Origin of the sequence: Pontibacillus salipaludis (genome assembly GCF_014642405.1) — a bacterium.
Taxonomy (GTDB): Bacteria; Bacillota; Bacilli; order Bacillales; family BH030062; genus Pontibacillus; species Pontibacillus salipaludis.
In genome coordinates, this window is record NZ_BMIN01000003.1 from 73,538 (window position 1) to 99,960 (window position 26,423).

Sequence of the window (26,423 nt, forward strand, 5' to 3'; positions counted from 1 at the left end):
TTATATGAGGGCTCAACCATAAATGGTGTCATTTAGCGATTGTTAGAGAGACGTTCCCGTCAGCTTTAAGAAAGCGTAAGGTGGGCCTGGAAATTACTCGCTTTCCGCGGGCGAGCTGTCGAGCCTCCTCGGGAAAACCACCCTGCGGGGTCTCGTCTACCTCTTTCTCCCGCTGGAGTCTCGCAATTTCCAGGCCCACCTTTGCCAAATGGGGAGAGACGGAAACGTGCGACATATGGGAGATAGGCTTAAAAGCAACTATATATAATGCGCTTCTGTCCACTACATTAACGTCAGGCCTTGCTGGGGGACTGCGAGACTCCCGCGGGGTAAGGAGCCTAGGGGAGACCCCACAGAGAGCGCAGCGAACGGGGAGGCTTCCCAGCTCCCCGCAGGAAAGCGAGTTGTCCCCCAGCAAGGCCCTGCGCTAATAAACATTACGGCTCAAAACACAATAGAGTGTCTCAACAGCATGTATAAACAGTACTGTCCTATTCTTCTTTGGAACCTATCCTAATTTAGGATAAAATAAGGAGGAAATGGAGGTTCACATATGTTTACGACAATGGAACAAATTAATCAATTTTTTAATGACCGAAAAGGGTTAGGGATTAAACCTGGTTTTGGTCGTATGATATACATGCTTGAGGCATTAGACAATCCTCATAAAGATATAAAAGCAGTTCACATCGCTGGTACGAATGGGAAGGGCTCTACTCTTGCTTTTATGAAGCAAGCATTAATCGACCAAGGATTTCGTGTGACTAGCTTCGTGTCTCCGTCTTTTGGTTCTGTGCGAGAACACATCTTTCTTCAAAATGAACCCATTTCTGAAGAACGCTTTATCCATTATATCAATACCCTAATTCCTGTGGTGAAGGAATTGGATGAAAATGAGGATGGTCCTTCTGAATTTGAAATTCTCGTCATGGTGGCGATTCTTTTTTCACGTGATGATTCAACCATTAGTTTATTTGAAACCGGCATGGGCGGAAGTGGCGATTCTACAAATGTGCTTGAACCTGTTCTTAGTATCATTACAATGATTGATCTGGATCATACAGCCTTCTTAGGGGAGACGATTGAAGAGGTTGCCGCTCAAAAAGCAGGCATTATTAAAGCTCAAACCCCTATTGTCTCAGGTGTAACACAAGTGGAAGCAAAGCAGGTAGTAAAAGGTTTTGCTGCAAAGAATAATGCACCTCTTTATCAATGGGGAGAAGCGTTTTACATAAATGTGTCGGAAGAGGTATATTCCTTTACCTATCAAGATCAAGTAATCGAAGGAATTCGTGTTTCTCTTCCGGGCAAGCACCAACAAAGAAATAGTAGCCTAGCGCTAATGGGGCTGTCACTACTTAAAGATGTGAATAGTGAAGAGGCGGCAGAGTCGTTTCAAAAGGTGCTGTATAGTGGCAGATTTGAAACGATTTCCTCGCAACCTACTGTAATCATAGATGGTGCTCATAACTTGTCAGGTATAGAGTCGTTAATCCATACAGTCCTTCAGCGGTATCCTTATAAGAAGAAAACGCTATTATACAGCGCCCTAAAAGACAAGCCAATCGCTCAAATGGTTCCCCTGTTAGAAGAGGCATTTGATGAAGTAGTATTCACCACATTTAATCACTCGAGATCCTCTAGCCCTGAGTACCTTGCTTCTTTCTCTACAAATGCTGACCCTAAAATGGTTTTGGATTGGGAAGAGTATATAGGTGAAGTTTGGGAAGATCTTAATGAAGGTGTCTTAGTTATTGCTGGTTCCCTATACTGGCTTCCGGATGTGAAGGAGTATGTAAATAGAAAGAGAAATAAATAAGAACAACTATTCAGAAATTTTTGAACGAATAGGTGTTATGTGCTACTATAAAAGTATTAGTATTTTCTAAATATTACCTTTACTTAGGCTTGGATACTGTATGAGATTTGATCGATGGAGATAGGGGATGCACGGGATGATATCAAAACAAAAGACGGTGGCGTTATGGAGTATATGGGCAATACTCTGGCCAGGGGTTATTACTACAGTGTTTGTGGTAACGGATCCAAACATGCAAGGAAGGGAGTTTGATCTTCTTTCCTTTACATTTATGATGGTGATCGTGGCACTCTTTCCAATCGTCATTCATAATAGCCCGATTATTTTCATTCACGGGATAAGTCTTGCTGTATTTTTATATTTTGGGCTATTTTTTGAAATGATGATGACACAAATTGCCTATATTGTATCGATCTCCAAGGTGAAATTATCAAGGCCTTACTGGTATAAACTCCCTCTTAATTTAACGATGTTCTTATTTGTTTCTCTAGGTTCTGCCCTTTTTTATTACGCATTAGGAGGGTCTCATGGACCTTCAGCTTTTGATACGCCGGGTGATGCCATTCCTATTATTGGATATGTTTTTTCTCAGTTTATCTTTAATCACGTTTTCATCTATTTTGTACGAAATTATTTTCTGGGTAATAAGGGAACGATTTTTGATAAGGAATTCTTCTGGGACTTAGGAAACACAGCCATTGTGATGCCGATCGGATTTGTATTGTATGTTTTATATATGGAAATAGGTGAAGCGGCAATCTACTACGTAGGTCTTCCGTTTGTTGGTTTATCTCTAATTTTAACTCTCTATTACGCTAGTCAAAATGTGAACGAGTACTTGCAAAAAGCAAATGAAATTGGACAAGAGCTTACAGGGCGTCTGAAAGTAGGTGAAGTTCTTGATCGGTTTGTGGAAAGTTTGACTGTGCTTTTTCCTGTTAATTATGTTTATATTTTTGATCGAAAGAATAAAGATGATCTTGAACTCATTCGATATTTCGATGGTGATAAAAATATTGGATTTCAAAATCCCCAATTCTCATCATTTGAAGGTGTTAGTCAGTCCGTATGCGCTAGTGGCCAGCCTATCCTCTATCAGTCTAGAAAGAAATGGAGGCATATACAATCAGATCTCATCCCTAAAAAAGTAGAGAGCATTATGTCTGTTCCTATTGAGCGAAATAACAAGATTGAGGGTATTATTACGATTGCCTCTCATAAGAAAAGGTCATATGAGAAGTTTCAGCTCATGCTTGTAGGGATTCTAGCTAACTATATGGCTGTAGCCATCCAGAATGCAAGGCACTATGAAGAAACGAAGCGAAGAAGCGAGCTTTGTCCGTTAACGAAACTGTACAATTATCGTTACTTTGAGAATCTTGTAAGTGATTATGCAGACACCTATGAGCAAGTAGGGGAAAAGGGATATGCGTCTGTAATATTGTTAGACTTGGATCATTTTAAGAGAGTAAACGATCAGTACGGGCATGAGAGTGGCAATGAAGCTCTTTGTGAGTTAGCCGTCCGTTTATCGCACATTGTAGGGGATGATGGTACCGTTGCTCGTTATGGGGGAGAAGAGTTTGTTGTCTTCTTGCCAGGAGTGGGAAGGGAAAAAAGTCTTGCCATTGCAGAGGAACTTCGTCACCATATATCTTCAGTCCCGTTTCGTCTTAAAGAACATATTACCGATCATCAAGGGGCCATAGACGCTTGGTTGACAGCAAGTATTGGAGTAGCGACATTCCCTGAAGATTGTGAAAGTCCTATTGAATTAGTCCGTCACGCCGACCGGGCCATGTATGTAGGTGCAAAACAACAAGGGCGCAACAAAGTAGCGAGCTATGAAAGGGTCTTAGAAGCGGCTGAGTGAAGAACTCAGCCGCGTTTTTATTGAAGTAAGAAATCCTCAAAATAGTCGATGGTCGTCTTTAAACGGAAAGAGGGCTCTTTTTCGTTTTTCTTTGGATGATCTAGAGTAGCTTTCAGTGTGAGGTCGAGTTCTATGGTTTCTTTCTTCTTAACTACCTTACAGGTTGGAGTTCCAGGATTTAGCGCAAGCTCCACTGGAGTGCTATTCGTTTTCTCCCCTTTTAAGTAAGTCCTGATACGTAATGTCTCAAAGTATCGGTCATTTAAATCCATAGGGGATCGTTTCTGGGATGGAGTTTCAATGGTCAGTTGTCCTGTGCTATAGCATATTTCAAAGGGGCGTACTTCTTGATTGCGCAAAGCTGTGACAAAAATATTAGCTTCTTGGCTAAGATTTACATTCTTTTCAGCTTTTGCATTATACTTTATACTTTGTAGTAAGAAAGTACTTGCTAAAATGGTCACAATCCCCAAAATCGCAAGTCCAGCTAATAATTCCACTAACGTCATCCCGCGTTCATCCTTGTGTATGAACATAAACATCCCCTCGTTCCTCGTTATATTCTTATCATATAAGAAGAGAAGGGTGAAATAAATGAAGAACGGTTATAAACTTCAAAAAAATAAGGAAAATGGATTCACGCTACTAGAGATCCTCGCTGCCCTTGCGATTATGGGTGTACTTATTGTAGTCATGATCCCCTTCTTTACGAATTACGCTGTATTTACATCAAAAGCTGAAGAGAATGTCGATGCGATAAACCTAGCTGAGAAGGTGATGTATGAGGTGGAGGATGAGTATCCTATTGATGTGAAAAGCATCCATGCCAGTTGTAATTCTAATGCTTTATTAAAACTATCCCCAGGAAATGGACTTCCAGATACAATTGAAGGGGACAAATTATATAACGTGAAGGTATATGTGTGTAAAACGAATGACAGAAAAAGTACAATGTACCAATTAAAAGTCGAGCTCTGGAATGACCAAACATTAATCACAGAAACATTTACATATTTGAATGAATAGGAGGATAGAAGCAATGAAACTGAACAATGAAAACGGTGGGGCATTGCTATTAGTTTTGTTAACCGTTACGCTATTATCGATTTTTTCTCTAGGACTTCTTTATCAACTTCATGCTTCTTCCTCCCAGTTCAATAAGACGGAAAAGCAAATACAAGCAAGAAATGTAGCTGAAATGGGACTACAGCATGTGAGGGAGTTAGTTCGTGATAATAGAAGCAATTTTCCTTTGGACGTTGAAAGCACCAGAAATAAATTAAAAAACACTATATTAACTCATAACATTACTCAAGAAATCTTCCCTGCTGCTAAGAGAACTGAATACTCGGTAGATATAGACTATAAGGCAATAAATAAAGAAGGAAATGGATTTGATTTGGAAGTCGTGAGTACTGGCATTGTAGCAGATCACCAGGAAGAATTTGCAGAGACGCTTTCATTTACATTAACAGGTGAAGAGGGATGGAGAAAACTGGAAGAGTTAGACCCTGAAGAGCCAATTCCGGGATATCAACAAAATGAAGATACAGCTTACAAACAAAATGGAAACGGAAATGGGAATGGAAACGGAAATGGGAATGGGAACGGAAATGGAAATAGAAACGAGAATGAGGAGAAAAGTTGTAATGAGGAAAGTAAAAATAGTGGGGAGTATACATGTAACACTAATCAGCAATTTAAAAATCATATAACAGTGCATAATAAAGCTGCGTTAACAGTAAACGGTAATGTCGTATTAACGAACGGATTGAAAATAATCAACAAAGGTCTGTTAGTGGTGAATGGTGATTTTCATGCTGGACCTTCTGGAAGTAGAATTAAAAATAATGGGGTCATAATAGTTAATGGAAATGCTTATATCAATAAAGGTATAAATTTTCAAGATAACGTAGGTCTATGTATTAAAGGTAGCACTAACTATCCATATGCTAGAGACCTCTACACTTCCACAGGGTTATCTAGTTGCGACGAATTCAATTCCTGGAAGAAGAATGGTTCGCAAATTAAAGGTGTTTATGTATCTAATGAAATCAATGGAGGTGGTTTGAGTTGGAGAGTAGAATCGGAATCAGAATAAATATACTAATTTAAAAAGAGGGCTATTCTGGAAGAAAATTAGGTCTTTGAGTTGATGGGGTGTTGTCGAATTAGGACCTTTTAAATGGTTTAACTTTATTATACAATGATTCTATAACATTACATATTCACTTTATAATGGTAAACGCAGCATGAACACCAGACTTTATAAGTATAGTTCATCGTTTAGATGACTGTTAGTTAGAAAAAGATGTCGAATTGATTGGAAAAGAGGTGAGGTTGTGGTTGGATACATCGGTGCTCTTATTGCTGTAGGCATTCTTTTAATAGGGGCTTCCTACATTCCTATACAACTCGATCGTAAAGGAAAGCTCTATTTAATAGGAGCTTCCGCTTTAATTGCTTTGGCTACCTATGCATCTAAGGTAACGTTTACCTGGTGGCAGAGCAGTTTAATTTTAGTATTACTAGCTTTTCTAACAGCATTACTGCTAAATCGTCGCTTGCAGCAGTTCGTTCTTGTTCATGATACATCCGTATCAAATGAAGCTGTACATATGGAAGAAGAGCATATTGAACTTGGTGCTGTAGACGAACAAGAGGTGGAAGATGAGAAAGAAGGTCTCATTGTGTCTCAAACGGTTGAAGTAGAATCCCTTTCTGACGATAGTAAAGAAGAGGAGATTCTTTTGCAGGAAGAGTTATTAGATGTTGCACCAGATCTTGAAGAAGAATCCTCGGACCCGGATGTCATAATAGAAGACAAGGAGCCTATTGTTTCTCCTGAGGAAGAACTGTTAGCCGCTCGTTCTGATTGGGTTGAGGGAGATGAAGAAGAGATAGAACACGTTCAAAAGGACGCTTTTGTCGAACGCTCCTCTATCTTAGAAGTCATCGAAGAAGATTATAAAGAAGAGGACAACGTCGATCAAACAGTGGAGACCTCTGCTCCTGAATGGGTTAATGAAGATGATGTACTTGAGCCTCTTGGAGAAATGGATAAAGAAGAATTCACGTTGAGAGAAGAGGTTCTAGAAGACCTTGAGCCGTTAGCTGGTGAAGACGTTGATCAAGAAGAGGATGAAGTCGAAGAGCAAGCGGTTAACGAGTCTGGAGTGTCTGCATTTGAAATGGTAGAGCATATCGAGGATGAGCAGGATGCACTGGAGGAGGAAGCTCCGTTAGATAGGGAGTCTTCTAAAGGATCAGCTACACCATTAAAGAGTGTGTTCCAATCGCAAATGCTTCATGCTCTAGTGGAGGAAGTCATGGTCCAGGAAGAGATATTGTCCTCTAACGATTATGAACACTACGTAAAGCAATTCTTACAGCCTTCACTGCCAGCCCAAGACTACTATACATTTGCCTCTCTGCTGGTACAGCATTATATTCAGAATCAAAATTACCAGAAGTTAAATGATTGGCTTCCTGAACTTATCGAAAAGTTTTCTGGTTATCCGATTATTAAAGAGGAACTGCACTATATTAAAGACTTCGCGAAAGAAAATTTAATAGATTCATAGACTACTATAGAAATAGGTGTGATGAGCAATGAAAAGAAGTCATGAAATTACAGAATTACCGATCATAAGTATTGTTGATGGTAAGGAAGTTGGAAGAGTTAAGTCACTTGTCATTAACCCAGATGAGGGACACGTAGACTTTCTGACGATTGAGCATAAAGAATGGCAAGTAAGTGTAAAAGCAATTCCCTTTAAAAAGGTAATCGGTGTTGGAGAGTATGCCGTTACAATTGAGAGCCCTACAGCGATTCTTGATCTGGATGAGATTCCTATTGCGAATGAATTAATTAATAAAAAAGTAAAGATAATCGGCTCTAAAGTCATGACTCGAAAAGGTCAATTAATTGGTGAAGTCACTGAGTATTATGTAAATGATGATACGGGCAAAGTCATTGCGGCATCTGTCCAAATGGGGAATGAAGAGGTAGTCTTAGACAGCACTTCTGTCGTTACATATAGTGAGCACATGACCATTGTCAGTGAAGAGGCGCTAACGCAGTACGTCACTACTCTTGAAGAGCTGACAGGTCAACCAGAAGGAGCAAATACTCAGGAACAGCCAATCAAGGCCTCCCAAGAAGATAGAGGTCAAGATCCCGTTGCTGTAGAAGCAGAAGAAAAAATAAAACAGGCAGTTCCTCAAGAGGAGTCTGTCACGGTTCCAGAAGAGAAACCTTCTTTCTCTAAGGAAGGTGAGGTAGAGAGTACGCTTATTAGTGAAGCGACAACAGGAGAATGGAGTCAAGACGTTGAAGACCCTTCACCACAGCTTGAGCTCGTAGAAGAAGTAACACCTGAGGGAGAAGTGGCTTCGGAATCTCTTATATCCGATGAAGTCGAAGAAGTGATAGAAGAAGAGGAGAAAGAGAAGCCCGCTTCTAAACTAGAAGGTATTCATAACAAGCAGCTTGAACTTCTCAAAGGAAAAGTGGTTCAAAAAGATATCGTCGACTCACGTGGAAATATTTTATTTAACGAGGGTGATCAGCTTACAGAAGATGATGTGAAGCTTGCCCAAGATCAAGGGCCAAGCGTGGTCGTTGATCTGACGATGAGTGTTGAAGGCTAAACCATACATGATAGGGAGAATGCGTTGTGGATAAACGGTGGGATTTGAAATTTTTCATGTACCTCCTAGCAATGGCCCTGTTTATTTATGGATTCTCTGTTGGTGGGGCATTTGCTTATGATGTTGTCATGGCAGGGCCTAAAACATATGAAGAAGGAACAAAAGTAGGGGGAGTATCGGTAGACGGACTAACCCGTCCGGAAGCTGAGAATGCTCTTAAGACCAGAGTGCAAGAATGGCTTGATCTACATCCGGTTGAAATGCTGACAGAAGAACAATCCATTGTTTTGTCAGAAGAATTCTTAACTGTGGATGTAGCTGACACACTAGACAGCTTAAAAGAGGGAACCGTTAATCCGCTTTCTGTTCGGTTTAACCGATCGGCTCTAGAAGGACAAAAAGAGGCATTTGGTGAGGAAGTGTACGATCATTTGCTCCTCGATAAGCTCACTGCTGATATTAGGTCACAAGTCGAAGTGTTGTCAGATAAATCATTGACCTATTCTGTTTACGATTATGTCAGTAACGGGACGGAATCGTTATTCAGTGTTATTGCAGAGTATAATCAGAAGATCCCTGATGGGTCTGATGTATTTACGTATACAAATGAATTAGATGGTTTGGTTATAGAACCGAAGTCAAATGTATCTTTATTAGAACAAGTCAATGACGTTCCTCTTCAAAATCAAACCGCACTAAATGTGATGGCATCAGGTTTATACGGAGCGGTGTTGCAAACAAACTTTGACATTATACAGAGACACATTAGCCAACACCTGCCTGCATATGCGGAAAAGGGAAGGGAAGCGAGTGTGAATCTATCAGAGGGACAGGACTTTATGTTCTTCAATCCGAATGATTCTTCTTATAAAATCCAATTCGAGGTGAGTGAAGAGACGCTCACCGTTCAAATTGTAGGGTACCCGATTTCAAGGGAATATGAAGTCCTTATTCAAAATGAGCGTGAAATTGAACCGCGTACCATCATTCAGTATAGCGCCTTTGCAACCGGAGCAGAAGTGCAAAGAAAAGGCGAATCAGGGCTTGCTTATGACGTGTTCAGAGAAATCTATAATCAGAACAATGAGGCCATAGATACTGAATTTATTACTCAGGATTACTATGCTCCTGTCCATGCATTAGAGGAGCGTCCAGAGCCTGTTGAACCTATTGCCTCAGACAACGAGGGCGCGGACCAGAGTGGATCTGGCTCAGGAGACGACAGCGGTTCAGAAAGTAATGGGGAGAATCAAGAATCTGGATCAAATGAGAATGATTCAGATGATGACACAAATCCTAATCAGTCGGATGATTCTACAACCAAAGAGGGATCACAGGAAGGTTCATCAGGAGATTCTGACAATGAAAACGAAGGACAAGATTCCGACGGAACAGATGGAATATGGAGTCCTGAGGAAGGTCCACCTAAAGGGGAATAACGTTAAGGAATGCGGACTCGATATAAGGGTTCGCATTTTCCTTACGAAGAGAGTGAGGAAAACGGACAATGGCAGAACGTAAGCGTCTGGGTGACTTGTTAAAAGAAGCGGGCATGATTAATGAAGGTCAAATTAAAGAAGCGCTAGAAACAAAGGAAAGTGGTCAAAAGCTAGGAGATGTGCTATTAGATAAAGGATACATAACCGAGCAGCAATTAATTGAAGTCTTAGAATTTCAACTAGGTATTCCTCACATCTCCTTATACCAATATCCAATAGACACGAATCTGCTATCGCTGATCTCAAAAGAATTCGCAAGACGAAACATTTTAATCCCGATTAGTAAAGAAGAGAATGAAATTGTTGTCGCTATGAATGATCCGATGGACTACTATGCGATAGATGACTTGCAAATCTCAACAGGTTTTCAAATCTCCCCTGTAATTGCAACCAAAGACGAGATCTATCAAGCGATTAACAAGTACTATAATTTAAACAGCGGCGAAGATTTAGAGCCATCAGATGACCCTGATGATGCACCAGCCATACGGTTGTTAAACCAAATGCTACAAGCAGGTGTTCAAATGAAGGCTAGTGATATTCATATTGATCCTCAGGAAACGAAAGTGCTGATCAGGTACCGGGTAGATGGCGTCTTACGAACGGAACAAGGACTTTCAAAGTCTATGCAGAACTCATTGACCGCTCGCGTGAAAATTATGGCTAACTTGAACATTACAGAAGTTCGTTTACCTCAGGATGGACGAATTAAGACGTTTATTGATCATACTCCTGTTGATTTGCGGATTTCCACCTTGCCTACCGTATATGGAGAGAAAATTGTTATACGAATCTTGAACCTTGGTAGCGCTATGGGAAAATTGAGTGATTTAGACTTTAACAAAATTAACTATAAACGTTATTTGGAATTAGTGAATCAACCCTCAGGTCTTGTTTTAATTACAGGTCCTACTGGTTCAGGAAAGTCGTCTACCTTATACGCTTCTTTAAACCATTTAAATACAGACGATGTCAATATTATTACGGTAGAAGACCCGGTTGAGTATCAATTGGATAAGATCAATCAAGTTCAGGTGAATGCGAATATCGGGCTCACCTTTTCAGCCGGCCTGCGCTCCATTTTGCGACAGGATCCAAACATCATTATGGTTGGAGAGATTAGAGATTCTGAAACAGCAGAGATTGCGATTCGAGCATCCTTAACCGGACACCTCGTATTTAGTACCCTTCACACGAACAGTGCCATAGCTACGATTCCTCGTCTAATCGATATGGATGTTGAGCCTTACCTAGTCATGTCATCTGTATCTGGCATTGTTGCTCAGCGACTTGTCCGGAAGATTTGTCGTGATTGTAAAAAAGCCTATACACCGACTGAAATAGAAAAAGAGTTATTTCATAAGCGAGGACTTAAGGTCGAAGAGGTTTATAAAGGAGAAGGCTGTAATAGTTGTCAGCATACGGGTTACAGAGGTCGCATGGCCATTCAAGAAGTGCTCACCATTGATGAAACGATCCGGAAAATGATGATGAATAATGGATCGATGTCTCAGATTAAAGAGTACGCCTGGAAGAAGGGGATGATCTTTTTAGTTGATGATGGCCTGCTTAAAGTCAAGCAAGGTCATACGACGACTGAAGAAGTGCTGCGTGTAGCTAAAAGTGAGTAAGGAGGTGTGTTCATGAAAGAGCGATTTGAGAAACTGTTAAGAGCTGCATTTGAGTTGAAAGCATCGGATATTCATATAACGGTCGGTGTGCCGCCGATCTTTCGACTGCACGGAGATTTAAAGCAGTACGGGAAAGAAACGATGCGACCAGATGATACATTGGGGATGGCAAAAGCAATTCTGTCAGAAACGCTATGGGATAAGTTTAAAGATAAAGGAGAGGTCGACTTCTCCTACGGAATCCCTGGTGTGTCACGTTTTCGAATTAATGCATACCATCAACGGAATTGTGTATCACTAGCTGTACGAATCGTGCCGACAGAGATCCCTACACTTGATGCTTTACATATGCCGAATGTGTTGAGAGAAATTGCTGAGAAACCTCAAGGGCTTGTGCTCGTTACAGGACCTACAGGAAGCGGGAAATCAACGACGCTAGCATCTATGATTGATTACATGAATAACTCGATGCGCCGCCATATCATTACACTTGAAGATCCTATTGAGTATTTACACTCTCACCGCTATTCCATTATTGATCAGCGTGAAGTAGGATTCGATACGAATAACTTTGCCAACGGCTTACGTGCTTGTTTGCGTCAGGATCCTGATGTCATTTTAGTCGGAGAAATGAGAGATTTAGAGACCATTTCTACAGCTATCACAGCTGCTGAAACAGGGCATTTGGTGTTAGGAACGCTCCATACTACCGGGGCAGCAAGCACCATTGATCGAATTATCGACGTGTTTCCTCCCAATCAGCAAACACAAGTGCGGATTCAGCTAGCAAGTGTCCTGCAATCTATTGTGTCGCAGCGCTTGTTTCAGCGTAAGGACAAGAAAGGGAGGCGGGCTGCTACTGAAGTTCTTATGAATACGTCTGCTGTTAAGAACCTTATCCGGAATGAGAAGATTCACCAGATTCCAAACATCATTCAGACGTCCAAAGCCCAAGGCATGCACACTCTTGATTTTTCTGTCCGTGCTTTAGTGGAGGAAGGGGTTATCACAACAGAAGCGGCCGCCCCGTTTTTAGAAGAGAGGGGACAATAGGCATATGGCTTACTTCAAGTACAAAGCCCGTACCTCTAAGGGAAAGATGAAGGAAGGACGTATAAAAGCGGACTCTAAGCGAGAAGCTGTTGGGAAATTAAAAGAAGACGGAATGACCGTTGCAACCATTAATGAACTAAATAGCATTTTGTATAAAGATATTCAACTAGGCAGTCAGGTGAAAAATAAAGAGTTTGTCATTTACCTTCGTCAATTTGCGACGCTGCTTGAATCAGGGATATCGCTCATTCAATCTACTTATATATTAAAAGAACAAACATCGAGTAAAGCACTTCAGCGTGCTCTCACTCAAATAGCAGAAGATCTTGAAGGAGGTCTTTCCTTCTCAGATGCGGCAGAAAAGCATCACAAGATTTTCCCTGACCTATTTGTCAATATGGTTCGCGCTGGTGAGGCTGGGGGTAACCTTGATGAAATTTTAGACCGTCTTGCTGCTTATTATGAGAAGCAGTATGACACACGACAAAAGGTCATTTCGGCTCTCGCGTACCCTATAGTTGTATTAGTTATTGCCATCGGTATCGTGATCTTTTTATTAAGCTTCGTCGTCCCAAGGTTTGCGGATATGTTCCTATCCTTTGGAGGTGACATCCCTCCGATTACACAATTTGTGATGAGTTTAGGGGAACTATCTCAGAGCATGTGGTGGTTGTTTATCGTCATTCCACTCCTCCTTTATGGCGGAATTCAGTATATGAAACAGTACCCGCGATTCTCTTATGGACTAGACCTTGTGAAATTAAGAATCCCTATATTCGGCCCTCTTATTCAAAAGGCAGTACTCGCTCGTATGACAAGGACGATGAGCTCATTATTTAATAGTTCTGTGCCGATTTTACAGGCGGTGTACATTACAGAACGCATCGTCGGCAATAAAGTTGTCGAATCGGTCTTGAAAACGACAAGAAAATCTCTTGAAAAGGGAGAATCGATGGCAGCTCCTATGCAAAAACACTGGATCTTCCCTCCGCTTGTGACGCAAATGGTCTCTGTTGGAGAGAGCTCTGGTTCTTTAGACCATATGCTAGGGAAAGTAGCGGATTTCTATGAATCTGAGCTTGATTACGCAACAGATCGGATTAAAAGTTTAATAGAACCTGTTATGATCGCCTTCCTTGCGCTGATCGTCGGCGGCATTGTAGCAGCCATTGCCATCCCGATGTTCTCTATTTTTGAGCAAATTGGGTAAATGTGCTAAATTTATAAGATAATAGTGGTAATAATGAGACGTATTTACTATAATGGATGTAGATGATTACACGTACTAACATACCATCGGAAGCAACGAAAGGCTGGCTGTATATGGGCACTTAGCCACCCTGGAGCGAGTAGTGCAACCGACCGTACATAAAAGGAGAAAGGTTTATGGTGTGGTCGTTTTTGTATTGAGAGTTTCATAATTTTTAATGATAAAAAGGGGAGAACAGACTCATGTTAAAGAAGTTTCGTCAACTGATGAACAAAGATGAGAAAGGTTTTACGCTTGTTGAACTACTTGCAGTTATTGTTATTTTAGGGATTATTGCGGCGATCGCGATTCCTAGTATAGCTAATGTGGTGGAGAATGGAAAAAAGGACTCAGTGTTAAGGACAGCTGAACAGGCTGTGGAATCATATCGACTAATGTATACAGCTGAACCATCTAATGAAGTTTTTACAGATGCTACTAATGGTATGGATGTTTCATTATCAGAGTTGTCTAGCAATGGATATTTAGAAAACACTAATGATTTCAGTGGTACTGTTACTTCTTCTAAAGATGATGCTGGCAAAGTAACTTATAATGTGAATATTACTAATGGTGAGTATAAACTAAACACGATCGATGGAGATAATTCTGGGGAAGATATGGATAGTGCAACAAGGGAACATGTAGATGAAGATAATTGATAATTTATATAATTGACATATGAAGATCCCTCTGCAGAGGGATCTTCAATTCTATTACATATTGGAGTTAAACATATGGGCGTATTATATCTTACATATTTCACAATTTTAGGTCTCATATTTGGTTCTTTTTTTAACGTGGTTGGTCAACGGGTTCCAAAGAATGAGATGTTAAAAGAATCTCGTTCCTACTGCCCCAAGTGTGGTTACAAGCTAAATTGGCTGGACTTATATCCGGTCTTATCCTACATAACCCTAAAAGGCAAATGCCGCAACTGCAAAACTAGCATTTCACCCCTATACCCGATAGTCGAAGCGACTACGGGATTTTTGTTTGCTTATAGCTTTATACGATTCGGCTTCTCAGCTGAACTCATCGTTGCGCTCCTGTTCACCTCGTTACTCGTTATTATTACCGTAACCGACCTCACCTATATGCTAATCCCTAATGTAATCCTGCTCTTTTTCTTACCCCTCCTTATAATAGGGAGGATCGTTTCTCCTCTCGATCCGTGGTGGGATTCGTTAGCTGGAGGGGCGACAGGGCTCGTTTTAACAGCCATTATAATTATCGCCAGCCGAGGCGGTATGGGAGGCGGAGATATGAAGCTGTTTGGTGTTATTGGCATTGTGCTTGGATTGCCAGGAGTGCTGTTAGCTTTCTTCTTATCTACTTTATACGGATCTCTCATAAGTGGAGTCTTGCTTTTGTTTAAGAAGATTGATCGGAAAAAGCCGGTGCCGTTTGGTCCTTACATTGTGTTGGGTGCACTAACAAGTTATTTCTTCAAAGCTCCTATTATTGATTGGTACCTTCACTTATTCTAATCAGAAAGGCAGGTGACTTTAGTATGTTTAACTTTCGAAAGTCAAAAGAGCGCATTAACATTATATTTAAAGACCATGTACTCCGATATATAGAATGTGACACCCCGGAACTTACTGGCATAGTGGATTACGGAGAACGTTATCTAGAAAGTGGAATTATAGAAGAAGGTAAGGTCGTGGATGCAAGGAAACTTGCTTCAGTTATTGAGGAGTTGACTGAAGAGAAAGAGTGGCGTAAGAAGAAGGTATACTTTAGCGTGCCGGATGCCTCCGTTATTATTAAGTCGTTTCATATCCCAAATGATTTAAAGACGGCTGATGAGGTGAAGGGCTACTTGTATATGCAGATCGGTGAAGGATTGCACCTTCCTTTTGAAGAGCCTGTATTTGATTATGTTGTGTTAGAAGAGAAGGAAAATATGAATGAAGTGCTCTTGTTTGCCTATCCGGAATCTCGGGTTCGGGCTTTTGAGTCTGCTCTCTTAGATGCGAATACGAAACCAGCTGTAGCCGACCTGACTTTCTTGTCTTTATACCGTTTATATTATGATTTGGATCATGCTCGTTCAGATGATCATTTACTATCCCTTCAGTGGAATTTGGATGGTGTCGTGTTAACGGTCTTTCATAATTGCCATCCTCAATTTACACGTTACATGAAGAGTGGGTTAGATCCCAACCTGTGGGAAGTTCCGGTTAAAGGGGATTCAGCCGTGAGTTTTACAGGCGATGATCAAGAAATTGAAGCCTATATAGAGGAACAGATGAGAGAGGTCGAACGGATTATGAACTTCTATCGTTATTCAGTCACTAATGGCGAATCCGCTGTTACGAATCTATTAATTTCAGGTGATTTTCCTTTGTTACATAAAGTGTATGAAAAGTGCCAGAACACTTTTCAGTTGAACGTAAAAATGATTGATTCTCATGAATTTTCAGTAGCCGAGGATGAGATCATTCCATTTCGATATGCGGAGTCCGTAGGCTTAGCTCTGAAACCATAGGTGGGAAGACGTTAGGGGGATCGAAAGTCGATGAAGGTAGAAATAAATTTACTTGAACAGAAAGAGAAACAAAATATGGTGCCTTATTTACTGGCGCTTGCAGCTGTCCTTGCCATCCTCTTCATTTGGCTCCTCCTACACATGGACAAGCAAGCAGCTTTAGATGAAGTAGAAGAAGTGAATGGTCACATTCAGCAAGTGAGAGTAGCGCAACAGGAGTATCAGGAAGCGCTGAAAGATGAAGTTCAGACCAATCGTCTTGAATTGCAGCGTTCTGTCGAGGCATTAGAAAGCAACCTTTTCCCTGCAGTTTCACTTCTTGAACGAATGGTGTCTTTGTTACCTAAGCGTGGATTCTTTGAGCGATACGTCTATGTTCGTCCCCAATCGCTGCTGCTTTATGTTCGATTTGATGACTTTCAGGATGTGGCAGCTTATACAAATGCGCTAATTGATGAAGATTATGTTGAAAACGTGTCGGTTCAACAAATTACGTCGAACGTGCTCGAGGAAGACTTAGACCCCACTCAGTACAGACCGAGATATGTGGCTGAATATGAAGTGACGCTTAATGAAGACCTATGGGAAGAGGGGGAAGAGGACGATGAAAATTGAATGGAGACGAATACATACGATTGTTGTAGTTATACTGCTCATCGTCTTCTTGGCTTTTTACTGGATTGTTCACTCTCTCTATGTAGATCCAGCACTTCAGGAAGTAGACCAAGTGAAATCTTCACTCAAAAATGAGGAAAGAATACTCAATTCGTTAGCAGAGCAAGAAACAGAGCAACAAGATCTTACTTTGAAAACCTCACGCGAACTTCAATTAAAGCTCCCAGTCCTACCTGTTCAGGACCAAGTCATTCTGGCTATAGAACGGGCTGAAAACGTGTCTGGCACATTTATTGAGTCAGTGATTCTAAATGGAGACGAAATAATAGAAGTGGAAGAAGATGAGATTGTAGATACGGCTGAACCTACCAGTGAAACAGAAGAAAAAGTGGAAGAGGAAGCAGAAGTAGAAGAAGAAGCATTAGCGGTTGATCCCCCTCCTGTTATGCCATCGGTGAATGCACTTACGTACCAAGTTAACGTCCTGGCAAAGAGTTTCGAAGATTTAACGCTATTCCTTGAAGAACTAGAACGGATTCCTCGCCTAGTTAGTTTTGATGAGATCGAGTTTCAACCAAATGATTCTACTACTGATGAGGGCGAACAAGTTTCTTTTCTAGTAACCTTTTCTGCCTTTTATGAACCTGATTTAAGCGGTCTGAAAGATGAACTTCCACAATATCACTACCCAGACCCATCTCAAAAAGAGACGCCATTTGAAGAAGATGATGAAGATTTATCCGAGGATGAACAATAGAGCAACGTACACCCTTTCAAACTGAAAGGGTGTTTTTATTCCTTTTTGCCAAATCATGGCGAAAAGACGAGAACCCCAGATGACAGAAGTCGCCTTTCTTTTCTCTAGTCGTGTGATAGATTGAAACAAACTAGTAGAGAAATGAGGGGAGCATGTGGACAAGCACAATAAGATCTCCGTTCGCATTAATGGAGAAGATACGTATCTTGACCGGGACAAAGATGTGAAGGAAAAGAATGTTACAGATGAGTTAGTCGTCGCCAAAGAAGAGCAGGCGTCTGCGATAGAGGAGTGGATGGAAGAGCAAGAAAAGAAAAAGCACACTAAGGAAGAGGTTAAAAAGGAGAAGTTACCCGTTTTTGAGCGGAATTATTCTCCCAAGAAGCGATCATTTTCTCTCCCTTCTGAAATGAAGCAATTATTAATTGCTGCCGCTTCTGCCATTCTTGTAGGGACACTAATCGGCTTTATCATGATTCGAATCTTTGGTGGAATTGAGGGTAGTGCTAATGGTGGGGCTCAGCCTGCTATGCCAGCGCTTCAGCCAGGCACTGCTCAAGATAAAGGGGGAGTAGCAGGCAATGGGAATGCGCAAGCTCTTTCATTTCCTGGAGTTTCTGCCTATGTTGTACAAGCCGGGATCTTCTCAACGGAAGAGAAGGCAAAAACGTGGGCGAGCAATTTATCTGAGAAGGGATTAGAGGGTTATATCTGGCCTAGAGATGGACAATTTTACTTATTTGCAGGCGTTGCTTCTTCTAAGGAGGATGGAGAGAAGATTGCCACGTATTTAAAAGAACAGGGATTTGAAACGTTTGTGAAAGAGTGGCATGTAGGAAGTGGCGAAAAAAAGGTAGCAAAAGCTGAAGGAACATGGATTCAATCTGGTGTGGAAGCGTGGAAGAATGTATTGCCAGCGACAACGTCCTTAATTGAAACAGGTTCAGGCACTGCTTCTGATTTAGCAGCTAAGGCTGATGCTTGGAAAAAAGCGATTCCAAATGAAGCTTCAGAGAGAACCTCGCCGATCCAAGAAAGCTTTAATCAATTTAGCCAAGCAGCCCAAGCATTTGAACAGAATAAAAGTACAACAAGCCTTTGGGATATGCAAACGAGTATGCTTTCTGTATGGCATGCCTACGAACAATATCTGAAGTAAAGCATAAAGGTGCTTCCTGTGAAGGGAGCGCCTTTTTTTATGCTTAAGCTTTATTCATAATGAGATCTTTAAACGATCGGAACTAACACTGGAGTAAGAGTGCATAATAAAGCCCTCTTTGTAGGTATCCTAACGGTATCGAAGGAGGCTTTATTATGAAAGGTTATGTATGTGTTGGGGTAGTACTGTTGTTTATTCTATTTACATCAGAAGATCAGATTAAAGCTGAAATCATTCATATTACTCAAAAAGGCGATACGCTCTACAATATAGGGGAACGCTACACTATCACACCAGATCAGCTCGCAAAGCTAAACGGAATGCCTAAAGAACGAAAGCTTGTGCGAGGCCAGTCCATTGTAGTACCAGGTCAGGCATACATTGTTCAACCATCAGATACTTTATATAAGATCGCAAAGCGCCACAAGGTAAGCGTGAATGAAATCATGGAGAAGAATGGTTTGAAATCCACAACGATTCTTAAAGGTCAGACGCTTACTGTTCCAAAAAAGCAAAAGACTCCTGTAAAAGTTGGAGCTTATTTTATCCCTAAGGACGAAGTATACAATGAGAATATTATTGATAATCTTGGTCAGTATTTAACAACGATTTACTTATTCAGCTACACCCCGAGTAGAGATGGAACGTTAACCTCCATCTCATTGAAGGGGAGTGTTAACAAAGCATGGAGAAAAGGGATATTGCCATTTGCTACTGTGACAAACTTAAGTTCAAAGGGCTTCGACCCGGACCTTGCCCATGAACTTATTCGTACAGAAAAGAAGCGAAAGACATTTATCAATCACCTCTACCTTTTGTTGGACCGTCATGATTACAAAGGTGTCGTAATTGACTTTGAAGGACTTCATCCCGAAGACCGGTCCTTGTTTTCTCTTTTTATTAAAGAGCTTAGTGATCGCCTCCACCCTAATAATATGGAAGTGCATATTGCTGTTCCCCCACTGAAAGGGAGTAAATCTCCTTCTTATAGCGCGGCTTTTGATTATAAGACGCTCGGGGAGCATGCAGACAGTCTTTTTCTCATGACCTACAATTGGCATTGGCTTGGTGGACCATCTGGCCCCATTGCGCCTATTCAAGAGGTGAAAAAGACGTTAGACTTTGCTACATCTGTTGTGCCAAGGGAAAAGCTCATGCTTGGTATTCCTATGTATGCCTATGATTGGGTGATTTCTGGTGAAAAGCGTGTGAAAGGAGAAGCTTATTCTGTCCAAAATGCCATTGCAAAATATATTCATCATGAGAGTCAGATCTTTTATGATGAGCAGTCAGAAGCACCGTGGTTTCGTTACAAAGATGAACAAGGTCGTACCCATGAAGTGTGGTTTGAAGACCCGAGGAGCTTATTAGCGAAGTTTGAACTCGTTCGAGACTATCAGTTAGGTGGAATGGGGGCTTGGCAGCTAGACTTTAGCATGCGCCAAAGCGAAACATTATTGAGATCTGAGTTTAGCGTGCGGGAATAAAGGGAAAAAAGAGCTGTTGGGTTTGCTTTTTTCTATTTCCGCTTATATCTAGAACGCGATTTTGCATTTTTGTATATGAAAAAAACGATATTAAAATACTGTAAAGAATGTAATAGTTGTTTTCACCCTTTTGCTAGGGTGGCTTTGAGGAGGTATGATGAAACTACCCTGTAACGATCAGAACAACGAGAAAAGGATGATGTATATGTCACAACTTATTTTGGCTTCTTCTTCTCCAAGAAGAAAAGAACTATTAGAACAAGTTCATATCCCATTTCAAACAAGAAAGCAGGATGCGGACGAGTCAAGCTTACCATTTTATAATCCTCGTGCTTACGTTCAAGCTCTAGCTGAACTTAAAAACCGTACGGTCAACCTTCAGGAGCACAATGAAGTGATTCTAAGTGCCGACACAATCGTAAGTTATGAAGGGAAAGTACTTGGTAAGCCACAATCAGCTGATGAGGCTTATGAGATGCTTTCTATGTTAAGTGGTGCTCAACACGAAGTCTACACGGGGGTTATGCTTCGCTCGTCAGAACAAGAGTCGTTTATAGTGGAGAAGACGACAGTTGAATTCTGGCCACTAACGAAGGATGAAATCGAATACTATATCGAAACAGGCGATCCTTTTGATAAAGCAGGGGGCTATGGTATTCAGACGTACGGCGCTACATTGGTAAAAGGAATTAAAGGGGACTACAACAATGTCGTTGGTCTGCCTCTTTCTCGAGTCGTTCGCTCCTTGCAAGCTTATGGCGTCTATCCTTCTTTACCTGAATTAGAGAATGAGCGTACAGGGAATTAAGTGAAGGGAGGCGTTGATGTGCCAGAAGTGCCTGTATTTATTAAGCAGGTCCCCCAGGAAGATCGTCCAAGAGAAAGACTGATTCGACTGGGGGCACGTCAATTGTCTAATCAAGAACTGCTGGCTATTTTGTTAGGAACAGGTACCAAGAAAGAATCGGTGACCTCTTTATCTCAAAGACTGCTCGTTCATTTTGAGGGGTTACTGTTATTGAAAGATGCAACGATTGAAGAGCTAACAGCCATTAAAGGCATAGGAGAAGCGAAAGCTGTTAATGTTCTGGCGGCTCTTGAAATTGGCAAGCGGATTCATTTTCATAAACCAACAGAGCGATATACTATTCGAAGTCCTGAAGACGGGGCTGATTACGTCATGGAAGAAATGCGCGATTTAAAGCAGGAGCACTTTGTGGTCCTTTTTTTAAATACAAAAAATCAAGTCGTTCATAGACAAACTATTTTTATTGGCAGTCTAAATGCCTCAATCGTACACCCTAGAGAGGTGTTCAAAGAGGCTGTGAAACGCTCTGCAGCTTCAATTATATGTGCCCATAATCATCCCTCAGGTGACCCCTCCCCATCTCAAGAAGATATCCACGTCACACGTCGGCTTATCGAGTGTGGAAAGATGTTAGGGATTGAGGTTCTTGATCACCTTGTCATTGGTGATCACAAATATGTCTCCCTTAAAGAAAAGGGATATTTGTAAGACTATTGCTGTTTTAATTGTATTACTCTACTCCCCCATTCCTTCTATCTGCCTATTCTAGAAAAAATGACCCGATTACTACTATCTATTTCTTCTGTTTTTTCGTATAATTGAAAAGAAACCCAATGCTATCAAGCGCCAGGCGTTAAGTATCCTTACTTACGTTTGGCGCTTGTTCACTTGATAAAAAAATGATGTTCCTAATGATGGAAAACAGGGAAATTAAATCAAATGATGTTTAGGTTACATAATAATTATGAGAACGGATAAATACGTTCGTGAACTGGTCATAGAAAGGAAGATGTAAGGTGGTTGGATTTGGATTTTCGCAAGATTTAGGTATTGATTTAGGTACGGCTAACACACTAGTTTTCTTAAAAGGTAAAGGGGTAGTCGTCAGAGAACCTTCTGTTGTTGCTAAAAATATGAACTCAGGGGAAATTCAGGCGGTAGGTAGCTCGGCTAAGAATATGGTTGGGCGTACTCCTGCTAATATATCTGTCATTCGACCAATGAAGGATGGGGTTATTGCAGACTACGATACAACAGCTGCTATGATGAAATATTACATCAAGAAAGCTCAGAAAAATCGTTCCTCATTCGCCAGAAAACCAAATGTAATGGTTTGTGTTCCTTCAGGTATCACAATGGTGGAAGAACGTGCAGTTATTGATGCTACGAAACAAGCTGGAGCTAAGGATGCATTCCCGATAGCTGAGCCTTTTGCTGCTGCGATTGGTGCTGGTTTGCCAGTGTGGGAACCGACTGGTAGTATGGTTGTAGACATTGGTGGAGGAACCACAGAAGTAGCGATTATCTCACTTGGTGGAATTGTTACGAGTCAATCCATTCGTGTGGCAGGTGATGAGATGGATGACTCCATTATCCAATACATTAGGAAGCAATATAATCTAATGATTGGTGAACGATCAGCTGAGACGCTAAAAATGGAAATCGGAACAGCAGGAAATCCTGCAGAAGGTGAAGAATTGGATATTAGAGGGCGTGACCTTGTAACGGGTCTGCCGAAGACGATTACCATTACCGCTGAAGAGATTGCAGGATCGCTTAAAGACACAGTCGATCAGATTGTGGATGCCGTGAAAAATACGCTTGAGAAAACTCCTCCAGAGCTCTCAGCAGATATCATGGATCGTGGTATTGTCTTGACTGGAGGCGGAGCCCTTCTGAAGAATATTGATACAGTTATTAGCGATGAAACGAAGATGCCTGTGTTTGTGGCGGAAGACCCACTTGATTGTGTCGCAATTGGTACAGGTAAATCTTTAGAATATATTCATCACTTTAGATCACAGCCGAACGTGGCTTCTAGAAGCATGGATTAAGTAGGTGTAAGGTATGCCATCATTTTTTCGAAATAAGCGACTGATTATCATTCTTGTAAGTATTATATTTCTGGTGGCGCTCATTGGATTCACGATTCGAGATCGAGAGAATTTAACCCTGCCAGAGCAATTCTTGCAAGATACAATCGGTTGGGTTCAGACAGCTTTTCATGCCCCAGTGCAGTTTGTTACAGGGACATTCGACAACGTGTCAGATATTAAAAACACGTATGAACAGAATAAAGTGTTGAAGCAAAAGTTGCTTGAGGACCGCAATTTACTTGAAGATATACAGCTTTTAAGAAAAGAGAATAAAGAGCTTCGCAGTATGTTAGATAAGAATGAAAGCTTAGGTGGTTATACCCCCATTCAGGCTACTGTTATTGCGCGAGGGCCTGAAGAACGGTGGTATAAGCAGCTTACAATTAACAGAGGTGAGCAACACGGTGTTCAAAAAGGTATGGCAGTCATTACTGGTAAAGGAATGATTGGGAAAATCCAGAGCACCTCTCAGGTAACTTCAACCATACAGCTTCTGAGTGGATTTGGAGGAAGTAACCTTATCCACGCGAAAGTAGTCGGAGACGACAATCAATATGGTCTAATCGAAGGTGGGTATGATGAAGAGAAGAAAGCTCTTCTCTTGAAGGAAATCCCTTATGATGCCAAGATTGAAAAAGGCCAGCTTGTCGTTAGCTCAGGAATGGGAGGCGTATTTCCTAGTGGGTTAGAAATTGGGAAAGTGCGTGAGGTTGTTATTGATGAATACGGCCTAACCCAGCTTGCTTATGTTGAACCAGCAGCTGACTTTTATGAGATTAACCACGTGTCTGTTGTAGATCGTGATATGTTCTCACCAGAGCTCGATGAACAACCTGAGGATTCAAATGAAGAGGAGGAGGGACAATGAAGCGTTTACTCCTTCCTGCTATTCTTTTAGTATTTCTTATCTTAGAAGGGACGGCTACAGATTTCCTGCCGAAAGAATGGCTGCTCTCTGATTACTATATGATCCCGCATTGGGTGTTTGTCATCCTCGTGTACATAGCTATATTTTACGATTTTGACAGCACGTATTATTGTGTGTTGTACGGCATTATATTTGGTTTTCTTTTTGACCTCCTTTATACAGATATTTTAGGGGTATATATGTTTACCTACGGAATTGCGGCTTATATCATCCATGGATTGAAGAAGCTCTTACATGCAAACATGTTTGTCGCAATTCTAATGAGTATAGTTGGTGTAGCATTAGCTGATGCTCTCATATTCTTCTTGTATTCTTCCGTACAAGGGTTTGTAATGACGTGGAAAACCTATGCGCTTATGAGTTTGATTCCCACATTACTGGCTAACCTAGTCTTCACGCTCGTTTTATATCCATTCTTACCACCGCTTCTCTACAAGTGGTCAGAAGAGCAATTGGCAAGCCAGAAAGCCGTGTAGGCAAAAGGAATTGCGAGACAAAGAGTCGAATATATTGTTTGAGGTGAAGCTTCCGTGAGTACCAAGAAGCAAGTCGTTACTATAAAAGGCACAAAAGATGGCCTAACATTACACATTGATGATACATGCTCATTTCACGATGTTTTGTTTGAACTAGACCGAAAGATTTCGGGGAATTATGTTGACGAAGACCAACCGATGATTACTGTGAATATTCAGCTAGGAAATCGGTACTTAAATGAAGAGCAAAAAGAAGAGCTTCGTGAAGTGATTCGGCGTCATAATAAACTAGTTATTGATGAAATTCACTCTAACGTGATAACGAAGGATGAAGCACAAGAATGGGAGATTGACCGTGCTGTTAATCCAATCTTCAAAGTCATTCGAAGTGGACAAGTGTTAGAGGTTCGCGGTGATTTATTGCTTGTAGGTGATGTAAATCCAGGTGGTAAAATTGTCGCAACAGGAAACATCTATGTAATGGGAAACCTAAGAGGAATCGCCCACGCTGGCGTAAATGGAAATACAAAAGCTGTTATCGCTGCTTCATACATGAAGCCTAACCAGCTTCGCATTGCGGATTTTCTAAGCCGATCTCCTGATTATGATGAGGCAGAGGGAGCGTATATGGAATGCGGGTATGTAGATGACAAAGAAGAAAAGATCATAATTGATCGTTTGCAACTTCTCACACAAAAGCGCCCTGAGTTAGCAGGGGTAGAAAGGAGCATGCTAAATGGGTGAGTCGATCGTAATTACATCAGGAAAAGGTGGCGTCGGAAAAACCACGACTACAGCCAACCTCGGAACAGCCTTAGCGCTTATGGGGAAGAAGGTGTGTTTAGTTGACACAGATATTGGACTTCGGAACCTAGACGTGGTGATGGGGCTTGAGAATCGTATTATCTATGACATTGTCGATGTCATTCAAGAGCGTTGCCGCCTTAAGCAAGCTTTAATAAAGGACAAGCGTTTTGAGGACCTATCTTTATTACCTGCTGCCCAGACCAGTGATAAGTCAGATTTAACTCCAGAAGGTATGGTCACGATCGTTCAAGAATTAAAGCAGGACTATGATTACATATTAATTGATTGTCCTGCAGGTATTGAACAAGGATATAAAAATGCTGTAGCTGGTGCTGATAAAGCTATCGTTGTAACAACACCGGAGAAATCTTCAGTACGTGATGCCGATCGAATTATAGGTTTGTTAGAACAAGAGGATGTAGAACCTCCTCGTCTTATTGTAAACCGCATTCGTAATCACATGGTCCAAAATGGAGATATGTTAGATGTCGACGAAATTGTAACCATCTTATCTATTGATCTATTAGGAATCGTGGCTGATGATGACGAGGTCATTAAAGCATCCAATCACGGAGAACCTGTAGCCTTTCAACCGAATACAAAAGCAGCATTAGCCTACCGGAACATCTCAAGAAGAATCCTTGGAGAATCGGTGCCGTTATTATCACTAGAAGAAAATAAAAGCTTTGTTTCTAAGGTAAAACGATTTTTTGGAATCCGTTCTTAAACGTTATATCTAGACGAATAGTGAAAAGCTCAGTCCAGTGCTTATTAAAGCGCTGGACTGAGCTTTTTTTGTAAAGGTTGTATAAGAACCAAGAAGGAGGGTTGGAGATTAGAAGTTGAGAGGATGTTTCCGTTTGCGTTATTAGAACGTAAGGTGGTTCGGGGAAACACTCGCTTTCCGCGGCCCCATACGACCCCACATCGTGTGGGGCCGCCCGCGGAAAGCGAGTCGTTCCCCAGACACCCCAAGCGCTCAATAACGTCACGTCCCCATGCACACAATATTGAGAAAT

Annotated in this window: 25 protein-coding genes and 1 riboswitch; of the genes, 24 read left to right on the forward strand and 1 reads right to left on the reverse strand. The window is 41.3% G+C overall.

Translation table 11 applies throughout. The features are described from left to right. Positions 1–553 precede the first annotated feature (553 nt). The gene (locus IEW76_RS04295) at positions 554–1,819 is read left to right on the forward strand and encodes a bifunctional folylpolyglutamate synthase/dihydrofolate synthase (RefSeq protein ID WP_188651256.1); all 1,266 of its coding nucleotides are present in this window, start codon (positions 554–556) and stop codon (positions 1,817–1,819) included. Positions 1,820–1,955: 136 nt separating this feature from the next. Continuing rightward, positions 1,956–3,692 (forward strand): sensor domain-containing diguanylate cyclase, encoded by a 1,737-nt coding sequence (locus IEW76_RS04300; RefSeq protein ID WP_188651258.1) that lies wholly within the window; start codon positions 1,956–1,958, stop codon positions 3,690–3,692. Between the two features lie 17 nt (positions 3,693–3,709). Here the strand turns inward: IEW76_RS04300 and IEW76_RS04305 are convergent, their stop codons facing one another. Continuing rightward, on the reverse strand, positions 3,710–4,228 hold the full coding sequence (locus tag IEW76_RS04305; RefSeq protein ID WP_188651260.1) for a type II secretion system protein: 519 nt from the start codon (positions 4,226–4,228) through the stop codon (positions 3,710–3,712). 58 nt (positions 4,229–4,286) lie between these two features. Here IEW76_RS04305 and IEW76_RS04310 point away from each other — a divergent pair, with 58 nt between their 5' ends. From IEW76_RS04310 to minD, 22 genes are all read left to right on the forward strand, one after another. Next, positions 4,287–4,718 (forward strand): type II secretion system protein, encoded by a 432-nt coding sequence (locus IEW76_RS04310; protein WP_188651262.1) that lies wholly within the window; start codon positions 4,287–4,289, stop codon positions 4,716–4,718. Positions 4,719–4,731: 13 nt separating this feature from the next. Beyond that, positions 4,732–5,793, forward strand: a complete 1,062-nt coding sequence (locus IEW76_RS04315) for a hypothetical protein (RefSeq protein WP_188651264.1) — start codon at positions 4,732–4,734, stop codon at positions 5,791–5,793. A 241-nt stretch (positions 5,794–6,034) separates the two neighbouring features. Next, positions 6,035–7,276, forward strand: a complete 1,242-nt coding sequence (locus IEW76_RS04320) for a hypothetical protein (protein ID WP_188651266.1) — start codon at positions 6,035–6,037, stop codon at positions 7,274–7,276. A 28-nt stretch (positions 7,277–7,304) separates the two neighbouring features. Then, positions 7,305–8,345: a PRC-barrel domain-containing protein gene (locus IEW76_RS04325; RefSeq protein ID WP_188651268.1), complete on the forward strand. Its 1,041-nt coding sequence runs from the start codon at positions 7,305–7,307 to the stop codon at positions 8,343–8,345. A gap of 26 nt (positions 8,346–8,371) precedes the next feature. Next, complete coding sequence (locus IEW76_RS04330; protein ID WP_188651270.1) at positions 8,372–9,784, forward strand: VanW family protein; 1,413 nt, start codon at positions 8,372–8,374, stop codon at positions 9,782–9,784. Positions 9,785–9,852: 68 nt separating this feature from the next. Then, entirely contained in the window at positions 9,853–11,475 is a 1,623-nt protein-coding gene (locus tag IEW76_RS04335; protein WP_188651272.1) for a GspE/PulE family protein, read from the forward strand. Between the two features lie 12 nt (positions 11,476–11,487). Then, complete coding sequence (locus tag IEW76_RS04340) at positions 11,488–12,528, forward strand: type IV pilus twitching motility protein PilT (RefSeq protein ID WP_188651274.1); 1,041 nt, start codon at positions 11,488–11,490, stop codon at positions 12,526–12,528. 4 nt (positions 12,529–12,532) lie between these two features. Then, positions 12,533–13,738 (forward strand): type II secretion system F family protein, encoded by a 1,206-nt coding sequence (locus tag IEW76_RS04345; protein WP_188651276.1) that lies wholly within the window; start codon positions 12,533–12,535, stop codon positions 13,736–13,738. A 79-nt stretch (positions 13,739–13,817) separates the two neighbouring features. Beyond that, positions 13,818–13,901: riboswitch (cyclic di-GMP riboswitch) on the forward strand. Between the two features lie 79 nt (positions 13,902–13,980). After that, positions 13,981–14,439 (forward strand): prepilin-type N-terminal cleavage/methylation domain-containing protein, encoded by a 459-nt coding sequence (locus IEW76_RS04350; RefSeq protein ID WP_188651278.1) that lies wholly within the window; start codon positions 13,981–13,983, stop codon positions 14,437–14,439. Positions 14,440–14,514: 75 nt separating this feature from the next. Continuing rightward, positions 14,515–15,267, forward strand: a complete 753-nt coding sequence (locus IEW76_RS04355) for a prepilin peptidase (protein ID WP_188651280.1) — start codon at positions 14,515–14,517, stop codon at positions 15,265–15,267. A 23-nt stretch (positions 15,268–15,290) separates the two neighbouring features. Beyond that, a complete protein-coding gene (gene pilM / locus IEW76_RS04360) occupies positions 15,291–16,271 on the forward strand; it encodes a type IV pilus biogenesis protein PilM (RefSeq protein ID WP_188651282.1) in 981 nt (326 codons plus the stop codon). Positions 16,272–16,301: 30 nt separating this feature from the next. Beyond that, positions 16,302–16,886 carry a PilN family protein gene (locus tag IEW76_RS04365; protein ID WP_188651284.1) on the forward strand — a complete coding sequence of 195 codons (585 nt, stop codon included), beginning with the start codon at positions 16,302–16,304 and terminating at the stop codon, positions 16,884–16,886. Further along, complete coding sequence (locus tag IEW76_RS04370; RefSeq protein ID WP_188651287.1) at positions 16,876–17,643, forward strand: hypothetical protein; 768 nt, start codon at positions 16,876–16,878, stop codon at positions 17,641–17,643. Before IEW76_RS04365 ends, IEW76_RS04370 begins: the two co-directional genes overlap by 11 nt. A gap of 154 nt (positions 17,644–17,797) precedes the next feature. After that, positions 17,798–18,802 (forward strand): SPOR domain-containing protein, encoded by a 1,005-nt coding sequence (locus tag IEW76_RS04375; RefSeq protein WP_188651289.1) that lies wholly within the window; start codon positions 17,798–17,800, stop codon positions 18,800–18,802. Positions 18,803–18,957: 155 nt separating this feature from the next. After that, a complete protein-coding gene (locus IEW76_RS04380) occupies positions 18,958–20,289 on the forward strand; it encodes a glycoside hydrolase family 18 protein (protein ID WP_188651291.1) in 1,332 nt (443 codons plus the stop codon). Between the two features lie 205 nt (positions 20,290–20,494). Then, positions 20,495–21,097 carry a Maf family protein gene (locus tag IEW76_RS04385; RefSeq protein ID WP_188651293.1) on the forward strand — a complete coding sequence of 201 codons (603 nt, stop codon included), beginning with the start codon at positions 20,495–20,497 and terminating at the stop codon, positions 21,095–21,097. Between the two features lie 18 nt (positions 21,098–21,115). Then, positions 21,116–21,805, forward strand: coding sequence for a RadC family protein (gene radC / locus IEW76_RS04390; RefSeq protein ID WP_036784687.1), 690 nt, complete (start codon positions 21,116–21,118; stop codon positions 21,803–21,805). A 308-nt stretch (positions 21,806–22,113) separates the two neighbouring features. Further along, on the forward strand, positions 22,114–23,151 hold the full coding sequence (locus tag IEW76_RS04395) for a rod shape-determining protein (RefSeq protein ID WP_188651295.1): 1,038 nt from the start codon (positions 22,114–22,116) through the stop codon (positions 23,149–23,151). Positions 23,152–23,164: 13 nt separating this feature from the next. Next, positions 23,165–24,061, forward strand: coding sequence for a rod shape-determining protein MreC (gene mreC, locus IEW76_RS04400; RefSeq protein WP_188651297.1), 897 nt, complete (start codon positions 23,165–23,167; stop codon positions 24,059–24,061). Then, a complete protein-coding gene (gene mreD, locus IEW76_RS04405) occupies positions 24,058–24,597 on the forward strand; it encodes a rod shape-determining protein MreD (RefSeq protein ID WP_188651299.1) in 540 nt (179 codons plus the stop codon). The genes mreC and mreD overlap by 4 nt, the downstream gene beginning before the upstream one ends. A 54-nt stretch (positions 24,598–24,651) precedes the next feature. After that, positions 24,652–25,341, forward strand: a complete 690-nt coding sequence (minC, locus tag IEW76_RS04410) for a septum site-determining protein MinC (protein ID WP_188651301.1) — start codon at positions 24,652–24,654, stop codon at positions 25,339–25,341. Then, entirely contained in the window at positions 25,334–26,131 is a 798-nt protein-coding gene (gene minD, locus IEW76_RS04415) for a septum site-determining protein MinD (protein ID WP_036784698.1), read from the forward strand. The genes minC and minD overlap by 8 nt, the downstream gene beginning before the upstream one ends. Positions 26,132–26,423 lie beyond the last annotated feature (292 nt).